The 15979-nt window shown below is 64.7% G+C and carries 15 protein-coding genes and 1 tRNA gene; 10 read left to right on the plus strand and 6 right to left on the minus strand.

All coding sequences use genetic code 11. From position 1 onward, the window contains the following. Positions 1-12: 12 nt before the first annotated feature. Positions 13-1287, plus strand: coding sequence for a benzoyl-CoA 2,3-epoxidase subunit BoxA (gene boxA / locus YH64_RS11880; RefSeq protein WP_046804438.1), 1275 nt, complete (start codon positions 13-15; stop codon positions 1285-1287). Between the two features lie 79 nt (positions 1288-1366). Further along, on the plus strand, positions 1367-1810 hold the full coding sequence (locus YH64_RS11885) for a MaoC family dehydratase (protein WP_046804439.1): 444 nt from the start codon (positions 1367-1369) through the stop codon (positions 1808-1810). Positions 1811-1979: 169 nt separating this feature from the next. Here the strand turns inward: YH64_RS11885 and YH64_RS11890 are convergent, their stop codons facing one another. Next, the gene (locus YH64_RS11890) at positions 1980-3173 is read right to left on the minus strand and encodes an acyl-CoA dehydrogenase (protein ID WP_006221118.1); all 1194 of its coding nucleotides are present in this window, start codon (positions 3171-3173) and stop codon (positions 1980-1982) included. A gap of 136 nt (positions 3174-3309) precedes the next feature. Further along, positions 3310-4992 (minus strand): thiamine pyrophosphate-binding protein, encoded by a 1683-nt coding sequence (locus YH64_RS11895; protein ID WP_046804440.1) that lies wholly within the window; start codon positions 4990-4992, stop codon positions 3310-3312. A gap of 136 nt (positions 4993-5128) precedes the next feature. On the opposite strand from YH64_RS11895, the gene YH64_RS11900 reads away from it, so the two are divergent. The 3 genes from YH64_RS11900 (at position 5129) to ybaK (ending at position 7684) form a co-directional block, all read left to right on the plus strand. Then, complete coding sequence (locus YH64_RS11900; RefSeq protein WP_046804441.1) at positions 5129-6043, plus strand: LysR substrate-binding domain-containing protein; 915 nt, start codon at positions 5129-5131, stop codon at positions 6041-6043. Between the two features lie 75 nt (positions 6044-6118). Continuing rightward, positions 6119-7102, plus strand: a complete 984-nt coding sequence (gene xerD / locus YH64_RS11905) for a site-specific tyrosine recombinase XerD (protein WP_046804442.1) — start codon at positions 6119-6121, stop codon at positions 7100-7102. Between the two features lie 93 nt (positions 7103-7195). After that, on the plus strand, positions 7196-7684 hold the full coding sequence (gene ybaK, locus YH64_RS11910) for a Cys-tRNA(Pro) deacylase (RefSeq protein WP_046804443.1): 489 nt from the start codon (positions 7196-7198) through the stop codon (positions 7682-7684). A gap of 14 nt (positions 7685-7698) precedes the next feature. Here the strand turns inward: ybaK and YH64_RS11915 are convergent, their stop codons facing one another. Then, positions 7699-8592, minus strand: a complete 894-nt coding sequence (locus tag YH64_RS11915; RefSeq protein ID WP_255444349.1) for a LysR family transcriptional regulator — start codon at positions 8590-8592, stop codon at positions 7699-7701. Between the two features lie 141 nt (positions 8593-8733). On the opposite strand from YH64_RS11915, the gene YH64_RS11920 reads away from it, so the two are divergent. The 4 genes from YH64_RS11920 (at position 8734) to YH64_RS11935 (ending at position 12212) form a co-directional block, all read left to right on the plus strand. Continuing rightward, positions 8734-9672 carry a dihydrodipicolinate synthase family protein gene (locus tag YH64_RS11920; protein ID WP_046804445.1) on the plus strand — a complete coding sequence of 313 codons (939 nt, stop codon included), beginning with the start codon at positions 8734-8736 and terminating at the stop codon, positions 9670-9672. A 99-nt stretch (positions 9673-9771) separates the two neighbouring features. Continuing rightward, entirely contained in the window at positions 9772-10758 is a 987-nt protein-coding gene (locus YH64_RS11925) for a tripartite tricarboxylate transporter substrate binding protein (RefSeq protein ID WP_046804446.1), read from the plus strand. After that, entirely contained in the window at positions 10748-11452 is a 705-nt protein-coding gene (locus YH64_RS11930) for an SDR family NAD(P)-dependent oxidoreductase (protein WP_046804447.1), read from the plus strand. The genes YH64_RS11925 and YH64_RS11930 overlap by 11 nt, the downstream gene beginning before the upstream one ends. 181 nt (positions 11453-11633) lie before the next feature. Continuing rightward, the gene (locus tag YH64_RS11935) at positions 11634-12212 is read left to right on the plus strand and encodes a DJ-1/PfpI family protein (RefSeq protein ID WP_046804448.1); all 579 of its coding nucleotides are present in this window, start codon (positions 11634-11636) and stop codon (positions 12210-12212) included. 160 nt (positions 12213-12372) lie between these two features. Here YH64_RS11935 and adhP read toward each other — a convergent pair whose 3' ends face one another. Further along, positions 12373-13398 carry an alcohol dehydrogenase AdhP gene (gene adhP / locus YH64_RS11940; RefSeq protein ID WP_046804449.1) on the minus strand — a complete coding sequence of 342 codons (1026 nt, stop codon included), beginning with the start codon at positions 13396-13398 and terminating at the stop codon, positions 12373-12375. A gap of 300 nt (positions 13399-13698) precedes the next feature. Between adhP and YH64_RS11945 the strand changes: the two genes are divergently transcribed. Continuing rightward, on the plus strand, positions 13699-14088 hold the full coding sequence (locus YH64_RS11945; RefSeq protein ID WP_046804450.1) for a ribbon-helix-helix domain-containing protein: 390 nt from the start codon (positions 13699-13701) through the stop codon (positions 14086-14088). A 111-nt stretch (positions 14089-14199) separates the two neighbouring features. Here the strand turns inward: YH64_RS11945 and pbpG are convergent, their stop codons facing one another. Together pbpG and YH64_RS11960 are read right to left on the minus strand one after the other, a co-directional pair. Further along, positions 14200-15444: a D-alanyl-D-alanine endopeptidase gene (gene pbpG / locus YH64_RS30520; protein ID WP_046804451.1), complete on the minus strand. Its 1245-nt coding sequence runs from the start codon at positions 15442-15444 to the stop codon at positions 14200-14202. Positions 15445-15754: 310 nt separating this feature from the next. Continuing rightward, positions 15755-15829 (minus strand) — tRNA-Arg (locus YH64_RS11960). Positions 15830-15979: the final 150 nt, after the last annotated feature.

Below are 15979 nucleotides of genomic sequence, written 5' to 3' on the forward strand. Positions count from 1 at the left end.
GGGAAGACCGCGATGAACGCCCCATTACCCGTAGATGTGCTCAAGCAGCACCTGATCGACCCCGAGATCTGCATTCGCTGCAATACGTGCGAAGAAACCTGCCCGGTCGACGCCATCACGCACGATTCCAACAACTACGTGGTGGACCCGGACATCTGCAATGGCTGCATGGCCTGTGTGCCGCCGTGCCCCACCGGGTCGATCGATAACTGGCGGCTGATGGTGCGCAGCGAAGCGTATTCGGTGCAAGAGCAGTTCGGCTGGGAAGAACTGCCCAAGGAAAAGGCGCTGCCGGCGGCAAGCCCGACATCGACCCCGATCGAAGGCGCCGACACATCGTTGGATTCGCCGTTGTCGCAGGCCGCCGAAACGCTTGCCGCAGCGCCCGTGCAAGCATCCTTCACCCCGGCCGGTGCGTCCGTGCCGCCGTGGTCGGCGGCGCATCCCTACGTCAACCTGTACACGCACAAGGCGCCGATGACGGCCACGGTGGTGGGCAACTACCGCGTGACGGGCGCCGATACCGAAAGCGATATTCACCACATCGTGCTGGATTTTGGCGAACTGCCGTTTCCCGTGCTGGAAGGGCAATCGATCGGCATTCTTCCGCCCGGGGTCGACGCCCAGGGCCGCCCGCATCATGCGCGCCAGTATTCATTGGCCAGCCCGCGCGATGGCGAACGCGCGGGCTACAACAATCTGTCGTTGACGGTAAAGCGCGTTACCGAAGACCACGGCGGCGCGGCGGCGCACGGCGTGTGTTCCAACTACCTGTGCGACCTGGCCAAGAACGATACCGTGCAAGTCATCGGCCCCTTTGGGCATACGTTCCTGATGCCGAACCACCCGCGCGCCAACCTCATCATGATCTGCACCGGCACGGGTTCGGCGCCGATGCGCGCCATGACCGAGCGCTACCGGCGCCGCATCGACTCCGGCGAAAACGGCAGGCTGATGCTGTTCTTCGGCGCCCGCACCGAGCGCGAGCTGCCGTACTTCGGGCCGTTGATGAAGCTGCCGCGCGACTTCATCGACATCAATCTGGCGCTATCGCGAGAGCCCGGCCAGCCCAAGCGTTATGTGCAGGATCTGATCCGCGATCGGGCGGCGCAAGTGTGCGATTTGCTAGCGGATCGCAACACCTGTATCTATGTCTGCGGCTTGAAGGGAATGGAAGTCGGCGTGCTGGACGCCTTGCGTGATGTGACGATGCAATCGGGGCAGGATTGGTCTATCCTGCACGAGGTGCTGCGCCGCGAAGGGCGCCTGCATTTCGAGACCTATTAGCGTCATTCACAGCGTGACATACGTGAAGACCACGGCGCGCCTTGAGCGCGCCGCTTGTTATTCCGGGGGAAAAAAACAAATGAAGTTCGCTGAATTCAAGGACGGCATGCTGATCAAGGCCGGTCCCATCACCGTGACCGAAGCCGAGATCCTGGAGTTTGCTCGCAAATTCGATCCACAATGGTTCCACACCGACCCGCAGCGCGCGGCGGAAGGGCGCTGGGGCGGGCTGATCGCAAGCGGTTGGCACACGTGCGCGTTGGCGATGCGGATGGCGGTGGACGCCGCGCTGCACGACTCCGAATCGTTTGGTTCGCCCGGCCTGGGCGAAGTGCGCTGGCGCACGCCGGTGCGCCCCGGCGATACGCTGCGCCTGGAAGCGCGCGTGCAAGGCGCGCGCACGTCGTCATCGCGCCCGGACCTGGGCATCATCACGTGGGCCTGGACGGTCATCAATCAGCACGACGAAGGCGTGCTGGAACTGGACGCGACAAGCCTGTTTGATCTGTCGGGCGAAAACTAAAACAACGGGTCCGCGCGCCGGGTGCCGTGTGCCGTGTGCCGCGCGCCATGTGCCGTGTGCCGCGCGCCATGTACCGCGCGCCCCAAAAAAAACCGCCTTCATCCGAAGGCGGTTTTTGCATTCAAGCCGGCGAACCGGCACGCGATCCATCCATCGAAGGATCAAGCGATCAATAGAACGCCTGGATGCCCGTTTGCGCGCGGCCCAGGATCAGGGCGTGCACGTCGTGGGTGCCTTCGTAGGTGTTGACCACTTCCAGGTTCACCAGGTGGCGGGCCACGCCGAATTCATCCGAAATGCCGTTGCCGCCGAGCATGTCGCGAGCCAGGCGGGCAATGTCCAGCGCCTTGCCGCAGGAGTTGCGCTTCATGATGGACGTGATTTCGACGGCGGCGGTGCCTTCGTCCTTCATGCGGCCCAAACGCAGGCAGCCTTGCAGGGCCAGCGTGATTTCGGTTTGCATGTCGGCCAGCTTCTTCTGGATCAGCTGGTTGGCGGCCAGCGGGCGGCCGAACTGCTTGCGGTCCAGCGTGTACTGGCGGGCGGTATGCCAGCAGGCTTCGGCGGCGCCGACAGCGCCCCAGGCGATGCCGTAGCGGGCAGAGTTCAGGCAGGTGAACGGACCCTTCAGGCCGGACACGCCGGGCATCATCTGGTCTTCGGACACTTCCACTTCGTCCATGACGATTTCGCCGGTGATCGACGCGCGCAGGCCGACCTTGCCGTGGATGGCGGGGGCCGACAGGCCCTTCATGCCCTTGTCCAGGATGAAGCCGCGGATCTTGCCGTCGAAGTCGCCGCCAACGCATTTGGCCCACACCACGAACACGTCCGCGATGGGCGAGTTGGTGATCCACATCTTGTTGCCGGAAATCTTGTAGCCGTCGGACGTCTTGACGGCGCGGGTTTCCATGCCGCCGGGGTCGGAACCGTGGTTCGGTTCGGTCAGGCCGAAGCAGCCGATCCATTCGCCGCGAGCCAGCTTGGGCAGGTACTTCTGCTTTTGCGCTTCGCTGCCGAATTCGTTGATCGGCACCATCACCAGCGACGACTGCACGCTCATCATCGAGCGGTAGCCGGAGTCGATGCGTTCGACTTCGCGGGCGATCAGGCCGTAGCTGACATAGTTCATGCCGGCGCCGCCGTAGGCTTCAGGAATGGTGGCGCCCAGCAGGCCGAGTTCGCCCATTTCAGAGAAGATTTCCGGATCGGTCTTCTCGTTGCGGAAGGCGTTCAGCACGCGGGGGGCAAGCTTGTCCTGCGAATAGGCATAGGCGGCATCGCGCACCATGCGTTCTTCTTCGGTCAGTTGCTGGTCCAGCAACAGGGGATCTTGCCATTGAAAAGAAGGATTCGAGGACATGCTGGGTCTCCGCTATGGATTTCCGTATTCGGAATCTAGAAAGTTTAAACCTAAAATAATTCGGGCGGCAAGTTCGGGTTTCCGAGGGCGGCGCGCTAGGGAGCGCGCCGCTGGATTGCCGGCCGGATCAGGGGTGTCAGTGCTGGGCTTTGAGCGCCGCGTCGCGGATCTTTTCCAAGGTCGTCGACGGGGTGATGGTTTCGGGGTCGATGAAGCAGTGCAGGATGGCCGGCTTGCCGCTGGCCAGCGCGCGTTCGAAAGCCGGGCCGAATTGTTCGGTGGTTTCCACGCGTTCGCCGTGGCCGCCAAAGGCGCGCGCGTAGTCGGCAAAGTCCGGGTTTTTCAGTTCGGTCGCGGACACGCGGCCGGGATAGTGCTTTTCCTGGTGCATGCGGATGGTGCCGTACATGCCGTTGTCGACCAGCACCACGATGATGGGCAGGTCGTACTGGACGGCGGTGGCAAATTCCTGGCCGTGCATCAGGAAGCAGCCGTCGCCGGCAAAGCAGACAACCGTCTTGTCGGGCCAGACGCGCTTGGCGCCCACTGCCGCGGGCAGGCCATAGCCCATCGAGCCCGACGTCGGCGCCAACTGCGTGCCAAAGCGCGTGAAGCGGTGGAAGCGATGCAGCCAGGTGGCGTAGTTGCCCGCGCCGTTGGTCATGATGGCGTCGGCCGGCAGCGTCTTTTCCAGATAGGCCATGACCTGGCCCATTTGCAGCGCGCCCGGCGTCGTGATGGTTTCTGGGTCGCTCCATTTCAGGTACGACTCGCGCATGGCCTGCGTGCCTTCCGCCCACACGGGCTTGGCCGGCGCCTTCAGGCTGCCCAGCGATTCGGCGAACGCGGCGGGCGACGTGTTGATGGCCAGCGTGGCGCGGTAGACGCGGCCGAGTTCGGCGGTGTCGGGATGTACGTGCACCAGCTTTTGCTTCGGGACAGGGATGTCCAGCAGCGTGTAGGCCTGGCTGGGGTTCTCGGACATGCGGCCGCCCACCAGCAGGATCAGGTCGGCGTCGGCCACGCGCTTGAGCAGTGCCGGGTTGATGCCCAGGCCCACGTCGCCGATAAAGCACGGGTGGTCGGCCGGGAACAACATCTGGCGGCGGAACGACACGGCCGTGGGCAGCGCATGGCGCTGCGCGAAGTCGGCAAACTGCTGCACCGCGCGGGCGTCCCAGCGGGTGCCGCCCAGGATGGCGACGGGGTTCTTGGCGTCGGCCAGCAGCTTTTCCAGGTCGGCCAACTGGCCGGCCGTGGGGGAGGATTCGATCAACTCATAGCGCGGGGCGTCAGCCACCTTGGCCGCTTCGACCAGCATGTCTTCGGGCAGCGCAATCACGACGGGGCCGGGACGGCCCGACGTGGCGATGTGGAACGCGCGCGAGATCAGTTCGGGGATGCGTTCGACCTGATCGATCTCGGTGACCCACTTGGCCTGCGTGCCGAAGACGGCGCGGTAGTCCATTTCCTGGAAGGCTTCGCGTTCGCGCATGCCGCGTTCGATCTGGCCCACGAACAGGATCAGCGGCGTGGAATCCTGCTTGGCAATGTGCACGCCGGCCAGCGCGTTGGACGCGCCCGGGCCACGGGTCACCATGCAGATGCCGGGTTCGCCGGTCAGCTTGCCGTGCGCGTCGGCCATCATGGCCGCGCCGCCTTCCTGACGGCACACCGTCACTTTGATGTCCGCGTCGTGCAGGCCGTCCAGCACCGCCAGGTAGCTCTCGCCGGGAACGCAGAAAACGTGTTTGACGCCCTGGGCGACCAGTTGGTCGACCAGAATGTGACCGCCAAGGCGGGAATCTTGCTGAGACATGGTGGGGTGTCGTGGGTAGCCGAGGATAAGACTCCCGAGGATATGTGCCCTGGCCGCACAACGCAATTGATAAAATTGCACAATCTATTGATTCCCCGGCACGTAGTGCCCTGTTGGCTTTCAGGCAGTTTGGTCCATGAGAAACGGCATCCCCAATTTGACCGCCTTGCAGGCGTTCGAGGCATCGGCCCGGCTGGGCAGCTTTTCCCGGGCGGCCGAAGAACTGTCCCTGACTCACAGCGCGGTCTACCGCCAGGTGGCCAGCCTGGAAGCACGCCTGGGCGTGCAACTGTTCACCCGCGTGCGCCGGCGCATCGTGCTGACCGATCACGGCGCCGAATACGCGGGACGCATCCGTCACCATCTGGACCAGATCGAAAAAGACACCTTCGGGCTGGTCAGCCGCACCGGCATGGGGCGCAGCATCCATATCGCGGTGGTGCCCACGCTGGCCACCACGTGGCTGATCCCGCGACTGGCCGATTTCCAGGACGCGCACGCGGACATCACCGTCAGCCTGTCGGTGCGCACCTTGCCGTTTCAATTCAAGGACCAGCCGTTTGACGGCGCGCTGTATCACGGCGACGGCCTGTGGCCCGGCACCCAGGGCGTGTTGCTGTTTCCCGAGCGCGAACTGGTGCCGGTGTGCGCGCCGGCGCTGGCCGCCCGGGCCGCCAAGACGGCGCAAGCCGGGGTCAGCGTGCTGGCGGGCATGACGCATCTACACCTGGCCTCGCGGCCGGACGCCTGGCGCCAGTGGTACGGCGCCAATAACCATCTTTATGGCCCGCAGGCGGCGGGCGGCCCGCGCTATGAGCTGTTCACCATGGTGATGGCGGCGGTGCAGGCCGGCTTGGGGGTGGGGCTGATGCCGCGCTTTCTGGCGCAGCCCGCGCTGGACCAGGGCACGCTGGCCATGCCGGTGCCGCAGTCGCTGACCGTCAGCCAGGGGTATTACTTTGGCTATCCACAGCGCAGCGAGCGCTCTGACGCACTGAAGCTGTTTGAAGCCTGGCTGAAGTCCGCGGCGGCGGGCGTCGGGGAACGATAACCGCCGGCTGCCCGACGCGCCCTCGGCTTTCAAGCCTGCCGCCGTCTTCCGAACGTTCTAGAATGCCGCATCCCTATGTCGACTTCCCGCCCGCCCTTAGCTTCCCAAGCCGATATCGACGCCTTCATCGACGCCGTGTGGCTTGAAGACGGCTTGTCCGCCAACACGCTGGCCGCCTATCGCCGCGACCTGACGGGTTTCGCCCGCTGGCTGGAAGACCCCGAAGCGTACGCCCGAGAAATGGCCGACCGCTATGGCGATGCGGCCGGCGCGCACGCGTTGCCCGTCGGGCAAGCCAAGCCGCTGTGCAAGGCTGACAAGGCCGACATCGAAGCCTGGTTCGCCTTCCGCCACGAAGAAACCCGCGCCACCACCGCCAACCGCCGGCTGGCCGCGCTGCGGCGCTTTTTCGCCTGGGCGCTGCGCGAGCATCGCGCCGAACGCGATCCCTGCCTGACCCTGATTGCCGCCAAGCAGCCGCCGCGCCTGCCCAAGACGCTGTCTGAACAACAGGTGGATGCGTTGCTGCGCGCACCGGATGCCACGCAACCGCGCGGCCTGCGCGACCGCGCCATGCTGGAAACGCTGTACGCCACCGGCCTGCGCGTGTCCGAACTGGTGGGCGTGCGCGCCTTGGATGTCAGCCTGAACGAAGGCGTGGTGCGCGTGGTGCTGGGCAAGGGCGGCAAGGACCGCCTGGTGCCGCTGGGGGCCGAGGCCGCCCACTGGATCGACCAGTACATGAAGACGGCGCGCCCCGAACTGGCGGCGGGCCGGCAGAGCGACGCGTTGTTCATTACCGGCCGCGCCGAACCCATGTCGCGGCAAGCCTTCTGGCAGTTGGTGAAAAAATACGCGTTGCTGGCCGACATCCACGCACCGCTATCCCCGCACGTGCTGCGCCACGCCTTTGCCACGCATCTGCTGAACCATGGCGCGGACCTGCGCGTGGTGCAGATGCTGCTGGGCCACGCCGATATTTCCACCACGCAGATCTACACGCACGTGGCACGCGAGCGCCTCAAGGCGCTGCACGCCGCCCACCACCCGCGCGGATAGCCACTGGCGGACGCCCGTTCTTTGCCTTGTATTTAGCCTTGTTTTTAGCCCTGCTCTTGTTCCTCTTCTTCCCCATCTCAACCCGGCCTATCCATGAGCAAAGCCCGCCACGTTTCGGAAACCCCCGCCACCCAGCTCCTCAAGCAGCACAAGGTGCCCTACACCGAGCACACCTACGACTACGTCGACCATGGCGGCGCCAGTGAGGCCGCGCGCCAGCTGGGCCTGGACCCGCATGCTGTCGTCAAGACCTTGGTGATGGAAGACGAATCGGCCAAGCCCTTGATCGTGGTGATGCACGGCGACCGCGAGGTCTCCACGAAGAACCTGGCGCGTCAGGCCGGCCTGAAAAAGGTCGAGCCCTGCAAGCCCGAAGTGGCGCAACGGCATTCTGGTTACCAGGTGGGCGGCACGTCGCCCTTCGGCACGCGCAAGAAAATGCCGGTGTGGGTCGAAGCCGATGTGCTGACGTACCCGGTCGTCTATATCAACGGCGGCAGGCGCGGCTACCTGATCGGCATCGACCCCAACGTGCTGGTCACGGTGCTGGGCGCAAAGCCGGTGTCGGTGGCGTTGGAATAAGGCGGCCGTGCGGCTCAGGCGCTGACCAGCGCCCACAAGTTTTCGGCAACCGGCGCCATGTCGCTCGGTTGCCTGAAGAGGCAGATCTCAAGCGGGATGTCCCATTCCGGTCCCCCGGCGCGGACCAGCTTGCCGTCTTGCAAGTCTTCATGCACCAGCATGTCCGGCAGCCACGCGATGCCGCGGCCTTGGATCGCCATGGATCGCAGCAGCGTGGCGTGCGGTCCGACAAAGCTGGTCTGAATGCGGTCAGCGTGCATTGGCATGTATCGCAATTGGCTGGCCACGATGCGGCCCAGTCCTGATGAGGACCCATAGGCCAGGAACGGCACCGCGTCGTCGCCATCCAGGCGGTGTGTCGGTTCGCCCTTGGCGTCCGAGGCCGGCGCACTGACCGGCACCAGCACGTCGGTACCCAGGCACACCTTGGGATAGGCGAATTCATCCAGCCGGCTGGCTACCTGAGGATGACGGTGGCACAGCAGGAACTGCACGCGACGCTGCGCCATCAGGTCTTCGCAGGCCTGGAAACTGTCGGACATCATCTGGATGGCGCCGACTTCCATCCTGGTTTCCAGCCGCGTCAGCCATTTGGGGAAGAACGACAACGCCAGCAGATGCGTCGCGGCAAAGCGCAGGCTGGCGCCATGCTGCGCGTGGGCGGCCATGGCCTTGATGCGCGCGGCCTCCAGGTCGGCCATCACCTGCTTGAGCAGCGGCAGGAATTTCTGGCCCGCCGCGGTCAGCTCGGTGGGGTGGGTGCTGCGGTCGAACAGGTCGGCGCCCACCCATTCTTCCAGCGCGCGAATGTGTCGGCTGAATGCCGGTTGTGCGATGGCGCGAGCTTCCGCCGCGCGCGAAAAACTGCCTGTCTCGGCCAGGGCGCAAAAGTCCTCCAGCCAATTCATGTCCAAAGGTCGATTTCCGGGTCCCATGAGGTGTGTGCGCCGCAGCAAAAATAATTCTATGCAATTCGAGTATTGGACGGCCGCAAGGGGCTACCGCGATCATAAAGCCATTCCAACACGTACAAGATACGGAGACGCAGCATGGCTTCCATCTCGAATTACCGCGGCATCATCCCGGCAATTTCCTGCCCCTTTACCGCCGACCACCGCATCGACGAACCCGCGCTTCGCCGCCTGGCGTCGTGGCTGGCCGGCCATGAAGGCGTGGTTGCCGTCATGACCAACGGCCACACCGGCGAGGTGTTTTCCCTGACCCCGTCCGAACGCACGCAGGTCACCCGTATCGTGGCCGACGAGCTGCGCGGCAAGCTGCCGGTGATTTCGTCGATTGTGTGCGAAGGCATTGCCGAGGCAACGGAACATGCCCGCGCCGCGCGGGAAGCGGGCGCCGCCGCATTGGACGTCATGCCGCCTCATCACTGGTTGCGCTTTGGCTTCACGCCCGGGCACGCGCTGGATTATTTCGACGCCATACACCGCGCCGCGCCCGACCTGGACCTGGTGTGCCACGTATATCCCGCGTGGACGCGCGCCTCGTATTCATCGCAGCTGCTGGCGGACCTGGCCCGCCTGCCTTACGTGCAGGCGTTCAAGGTGGGCCAGCGCGACATGAACAAATATGCCCGCGACATCCAGGCGCTGCGCGACGCGGATGCGTCCAAGGCCATCCTGACCTGCCACGACGAATACCTGCTGGCCTCGATGGTGCAGGGAGTGGACGGCGCGCTGGTGGGCTTCGCCACCTTCATCCCGCAACTCATCATTGACCTGTGGGAAGCCGTCAAGGCGGGCGACCTGAAGCGCGCCCAGCAGGTGCAGGCGCTGATCACGCCGCTGAAAGATGCGGTCTACGGCGGCGGCGAGCCCACTGGCGAGGCGCATGCCCGCATGAAGGCCGGCATGTACCTGGCCGGAGTGCTGGACAACGCCACCGTGCGCCCGCCCACCGAGGCGCCCGGCGACGCCGACATGGACGCACTGCGCGCGGCGCTGTCGAACGCGAAGTTGCTGGCGCGCTAGCACCGATTGCGCGCGTGGCGGCACGCAAGCAGGCGGATGGCCTTGGGGCCATACCGCCGCACGATGCCGCAACGGATAATCAATAAGAGGAGACAAATCATGCAAAAAAGAATCGTGTTGCGCGGCCTGGTTGCGCTGTGCGTTGGTCTTGCCGGCGCCGGGGTGCAGGGTCTGGCGCAGGCCCAGGCCCAGAACAGCTATCCTTCGCATCAGGTCCGGTTTGTGATTCCCTTTCCGCCTGGCGGCACGCTGGACATGCTGGGCCGCGATCTGGCCCAGAAGCTCAGCGAGCAGACGGGGCAAACCTTCATCGTGGAGAACCGCTCGGGCGGCAACGGCATCATCGGCGCCGACGTGGTGGCCAAGTCGCCGGCCGATGGCTACACCCTGCTATTTAACGCGTCGACCTTCACGACGGCGCCGATGACGATGAAGTCGGTGCCTTACGACGTCGACAAGAACTTTGTGCCCGTGGCCCTGGCGGGCAAGGCGCCGTTGTCCCTGTCCGTGAAAAAAGACCTGCCGGTGACGGACCTGGCCGGCCTGCTGGCGTATGCCAAGCAGAACCCGGGCCGCCTGACTTTTGCCGTGGGCTCGATCGGGTCGGCCGGCCATCTGGCCACGGAACTGCTCAAGCGCCAAGGCGGCCTGGACTACACGGTGATCCCGTATCGCGGCACGTCGCCCGCGCTGCAAGACCTGGTAGGCGGGCGTATCGACGGCTTCATCGACCCCGTGCTGGGCGCGGTGTCGTACTACAAAAGCGGCATGCTGAAGATACTGGCCGTGACGTCCGAGGCGCGCTTGCCCAACCTGCCCGACGTGCCCACCGTCAGCGAAATCTTGCCGGGTTATCAGTTCTATAGCTGGTACGGGCTGTGGGCGCCGGCCGGCACGCCCGCCCCCGTTGTCGAGAAGTTGAACGCCGAGGTCAACAAGGCCCTGTCCTCGGGCATGACGGCCAAGTACGAACAGCTGGGGGTGACCTTGACGCCGGGGTCCGCCGGTGCGTTCGCGCAATTCCAGAAAGACGACATGGCGCGCTCGCTCAAGATCGTGCAAGAGGGGCGCATTCATGTCGAATGAACGCAGCGCCGGCCTGGCCGTGGTGACAGGCGCCACGGGCGGCATCGGGCTTGCCATCGTGCAGCATCTGCTGAAGGCGGGGTGGCAGGTGGCGGGCCTGGACATCGGGCCGGCCGTGGCGCGGCACGATGCCTATCGCCACATTACCGTCGACCTGTGCGACGAGGCGGCAACGCGGCGCGCGCTGGATACGCTCAAGGATGCGCGCGCGCTGGTTCATGCCGCGGGCATATTGCGGGTCGGGCCCCTGGCGCTGATGGACCCGGCCGACGGCGAGCGCATGTGGAAGCTGCACGTGGATGTCGCCGTTCGCCTGGCGCAGATCCTGACGCCCGAGATGGCCGCGCGCGGCGACGGCCGTGTGGTGCTGATCGGCAGCCGCGTGGCGCAGGGCATGGCGGGTCGCAGCCAGTACGCCGCGTCCAAGGCCGCGCTGGTGGCATTGGCGCGCAGTTGGGCCGCCGAGCTGGCGCCGCAGGGCGTCACGGTAAACGTGGTGTCGCCGGCCGCCACGCAGACGGCCATGCTGGATGACCCGGCGCGCGCGGCCAGCGCGCCGCGCATGCCGCCGATCGGGCGGCTGATCCAGCCCGACGAAATCGCGGCATTGGTGCACTTTCTGATGTCGCGCGAGGCGGCGGCGATCACCGGCCAGGACATCGCGATCTGCGGCGGCGCATCGCTGCCGCGCTGAACGCCTTTGCGGCACTGCGCGGGATGCCACGCTTGCCTGCCGGGCGCTGGTATCCCGCGCGTGGTATCCCATTACCACCATCCGTCTTCGCGGCGGGGGCACAATGGCCGCTACAACATCAAGAACCGGGCCCCACCACGCTGGGCGCGCAACCGGCTGCCCTCATCCCAAGGAGACTTCCATGAGCAAAAGACTGTTGATGCTGGTCGGCGATTACGCCGAAGACTACGAAACCATGGTGCCGTTCCAGACGCTGCTGGCCGTGGGGCACACCGTGCACGCGGTCTGCCCGGACAAGAAAGCGGGCGACACCATTGCCACCGCCATCCACGACTTCGAAGGCGCCCAAACCTACAGCGAAAAGCGCGGCCACAACTTTGCGCTGAATTTTGATTTTGCCCGCGTCGAACCGGCGTCGTATGACGGCCTGGTTATTCCGGGCGGCCGCGCACCGGAATACCTGCGCTTGAACGAAAAGGTATTGGAGATCGTGCGTTATTTCGATCAAGCCGGAAAGCCGATCGCGGCCGTGTGCCATGGCGCGCAGTTGCTGGCCGCTGCCGGCATCCTGAAAGGCCGCACCTGCTCGGCGTACCCGGCGTGCGCACCGGAAGTGCGTCTGGCGGGCGGCACCTATGCCGAGATCGGCATCGACCAGGCCTATACCGACGGCAATTTGGTGACCGCGCCCGCGTGGCCCGCGCATCCGGCATGGCTGTCGCAGTTCCTGGCGGTGCTGGGCACGAAGATCACGCACTGACGGGACGAGCGCACAAAGGCTCCCCGGGGCATGGGAGTGCCCCGGGGAGCCGTTGCGTTCAAGCCATCAAGCCATCAAGCCATCAAGCGATCACGGGATCACGGGATCACGGGATCACGCCCCAAAGCCCTTTGTGTTCAACCGATCCCGTCAGGTCGGGTCAGGCAAAGTCCAGCACGACGCGGCCTTCGATCTGCCCTTGCTTCATGCGGTCGAACACGCTGTTGATGTTCTCCAGCCGGTCCGTCGAGACGGTCGCGCGGACCTTGCCCTCTTCGGCGAATTGCAGCGATTCCTGCAAGTCCAAACGCGAACCCACGATGGAACCGCGCACGGTCACGCCGTTGAGCACCATGTCGAAGATGGACAGCGGGAAGTCGCCCGGTGGCAAGCCGTTCAGCGCCACGGTGCCGCCGCGCCGCACCATGCCCAGCGCCTGTTCGAAAGCCTTGGGCGACACGGCGGTGATCAGCGCGCCATGGGCGCCGCCAATTTCACGCTTCAGGTAAGCCGCCGGGTCTGTCGTCCGGGCATTGACGGTGACTTCGGCGCCCAGGCGGCGAGCCAGATCCAGCTTGGCGTCGTCGATGTCCACGGCGGCCACGTTCAGGCCCATTGCGCGGGCGTATTGCACGGCCATGTGGCCCAGCCCACCCACGCCCGAAATCACGACCCAGTTGCCGGGCCGCGTGTCCGTCATCTTCAAGCCTTTGTAGACGGTCACCCCCGCGCACAGCACGGGAGCAATGTCGATGAAGCCAACGTTCTTGGGCAGCAGCCCCACGTAGTCGGCGGCGGCCAGCGCGTATTCCGCGAAGCCGCCGTTGACGGAATAGCCGGCGTTCTGTTGCTGTTCGCACAGGGTTTCCCAGCCGCCCAGGCAATGTTCGCAATGGCCGCAAGCGGAATACAGCCACGGGATGCCGACGCGATCGCCTTCTTTCACATGGGTCACGCCCGCGCCCACCGCCACCACGTGGCCGACGCCTTCGTGGCCGGGAATGAAGGGCGGGTTGGGTTTGACGGGCCAGTCGCCCTGCACGGCATGCAGGTCGGTATGACAAACCCCGCAGGCCTCGATCTTGACCAGCAATTCGCCCGGCCCGGGTCGCGGCACCGCGACTTCCTCGATCACCAGGGGTTCACCAAATGCGCGCGCTACTGCGGCCTTCATGGTTTTATCCATCTCTACCTCCGAAGTCAGGTCTGTTTCACCATGCTCGAACGCGGACAGCTTTTAATCCATGATTTATATCAACCCGTAGTTGATGGAAGGCGATAGGAAACGTGTCGTTGCAGAATCGTTAGACTCCGGCCCCCAAAAATGCCGGGGTCGCGGGCCGCGTATTCAAGGGTCAATCGGACGGGGCAGGGCGCGGCGCATGGCGGCGGCGTGGCATCTTGCAGCCGCCGCGCCAAACGTCGTACAGTGGTCCACCGCAGGCGCGCTGTTTGGCATGGCGCGCCGACCTTGCAGGAGCCCCCCATGTGTGAAATCTTCATCCGCGCAAGCGAGCAGTCGTACGCGCCCGAAACCCGGTCTTTGCGCCTGCACGGCGTGGCAACCAGCTTGCGACTGGAACGGCTGTTCTGGCAAACCCTGGAAGAAATCGCGGGGCGCGACGGCATGCGCGTTACGCAACTGATCGAGCGCCTGTACGACGAACTGGTCGAATATCGGGGCGAAGCCGCCAACTTCACGTCGTTCCTGCGCGTGTGCTGCCTGCGTTATCAACTGCTGCAAGCCGATGGCCGGATTCCGCGCGACGCGGCGGTGCCGATCCAATCGCTGAACCCGCAAGCCGTGCTGCAAGGCCTGCCCGCTTCCATGTACGACGCTGAGCCGCTGCGCGCCAAACGCCGCGCCGCTGCGTAGCAAGACCGAATTGCGCCGGCGAACGTAGCGCATTCAAGCGCCGCGCATCCAAAAGAAAAGGCCCGATCAGATCGGGCCTTTTCATTGCGCAGCGCTTAGCGGGTCAGGCGTTCAGCCACCCGGTTGAATCGACGCCAGCGCCACTTCGTTCTGCACGATACGGCGAATGCGCACCGCATCGCCAATCCGTGACAGCTTGCCCTGCGAATCCAGCAGCACGATGGCCAGGTCGCGGCCATTGATGCGAGCCAGCATCACCAGGCATTCGCCGGCTTCGTTGATGTAGCCGGTCTTGGACACCTTGATGTCCCAGTCGGGCTTGCGCACCAGCAGGTTCGTGTTGCGGAAGGTTTGCGTGCGGTTGTTGATTTCAACTTCGTACTCGGTGTCGGTCGAGTAGCGGTGAATCAACGGCCGCTGCGAGGCCGCGCGCAGCAGGCGGGCCAGATCGTGCGGCGACGACACGTTGTTGCTGGACAGGCCGGTGGGCTCGATAAAGCGCGTGCTGGTCATGCCCAACGATTGCGCCTTGGCGTTCATGGCGGCCACGAACGCCGGCAGGCCGCCCGGGTAATGGCGGCCCAGCGCGTTGGCGGCGCGGTTCTCGGAAGACATCAGCGCCAGGTGCAGCATGTCGCCGCGCGACAGCTTGGTGCCCACGCGCAGACGCGACGTTGTGTGCTTCAGGCCATCGACGTCGTCGTCGGTGATCTCAAGCATTTCATCCATCGGCAGGTTGGCGTCCACCACGACCACGGCGGTCATCAGCTTCGAAATGGAAGCGATGGGGCGCACCACGTTTTCGTTCTTTGCAAAAAGGACGGTCGAGGTTTCCAGGTCTTGCACATAGGCGGTGCTGGATCGCAGCGCCGCCGCTTCCGCGCGTACCGACGAGGCGGGCGGCGGCATGGCTGCCGACGCAGCCCCGGCCGCAGCCAGGCGCTGGGCGCGGCCGGGCTTGTTCGGCTTGCCGTTCTTGCCCGTGGCGGCGGCGCCTTTCTTAGGCGGCGTGGCCTTGGCGGCCACCTGCTTGCCGCCCTTGGGCGCGGCGTTCTTGGCGGTGGACGAAGACTTGGGCGGGGCTTTCTTGGCGGTGGACGAAGATTTGGGCGCGGCTTGCTTGGCAGAGGCCGAAGACTTCGGCGCGGCTTGCTTGCCCGCCGACGTCTTGCCGGCGCTGGCCTTGGGAGCAGGCGCTTTCTTGGCTTGTTGCGCCTTGCAAGCCGCCGATTTGGCGTTGGTCTTGCAAGGGTCAGAATTTTTCGCGGCTTGCGCGGCGGGGGGCAGGAGCGCGCACAGCGCCAGCGCCGCCGGCGCTACCGCGTTCGCAATTGCACGTTTCCAGGAAAATGCCATGGTTGAGCAGGCTTGTCAGTCTGTGAAAAAGTATTTCTTAAGCCGGCGTGACGTCGGTTCAGGAAAAGTCCAGATGAATTAGGGGCTTACGCGTCGAATTTAAACAGCACATCAAGTTGCACGCAAGGCGATTCGCCATCTTGCCCGAAAAAAATATCGGTGACGTATTGACGAAGATTCAATTCGTCACAAGGAGCGACATGAGAAGCTACCGGCGCAAGGCGCGTGAGCGTAGCCCGGATTAACCCTCATCTGGCTGAACGCGTGGCATGGCGGGAAGCAAATTGGCGTGGGAATCGAGGCCGGAGGGTGGCCTCGCCGGGTGGAATCGAACCACCAATTGACCCTTAGGAGGGGCCGGTTATATCCATTTAACTACGGCGAGACGGGTAAAACTGCGGGGATTTCGCAACCCCATGAATGCATGGGGATTTTGCGTTAATGCCTTGATATTGCAGGGTATTCGCTTGTCGGAAGTTTATCACTCTACATCATCGTTTCTCACCTGAACTAATATTCGGCTACTACTGAACTA

The sequence above is a fragment of the Achromobacter sp. LC458 genome (genome assembly GCF_001005835.2).
Classification (GTDB): domain Bacteria; phylum Pseudomonadota; class Gammaproteobacteria; order Burkholderiales; family Burkholderiaceae_B; genus Achromobacter; species Achromobacter spanius_B.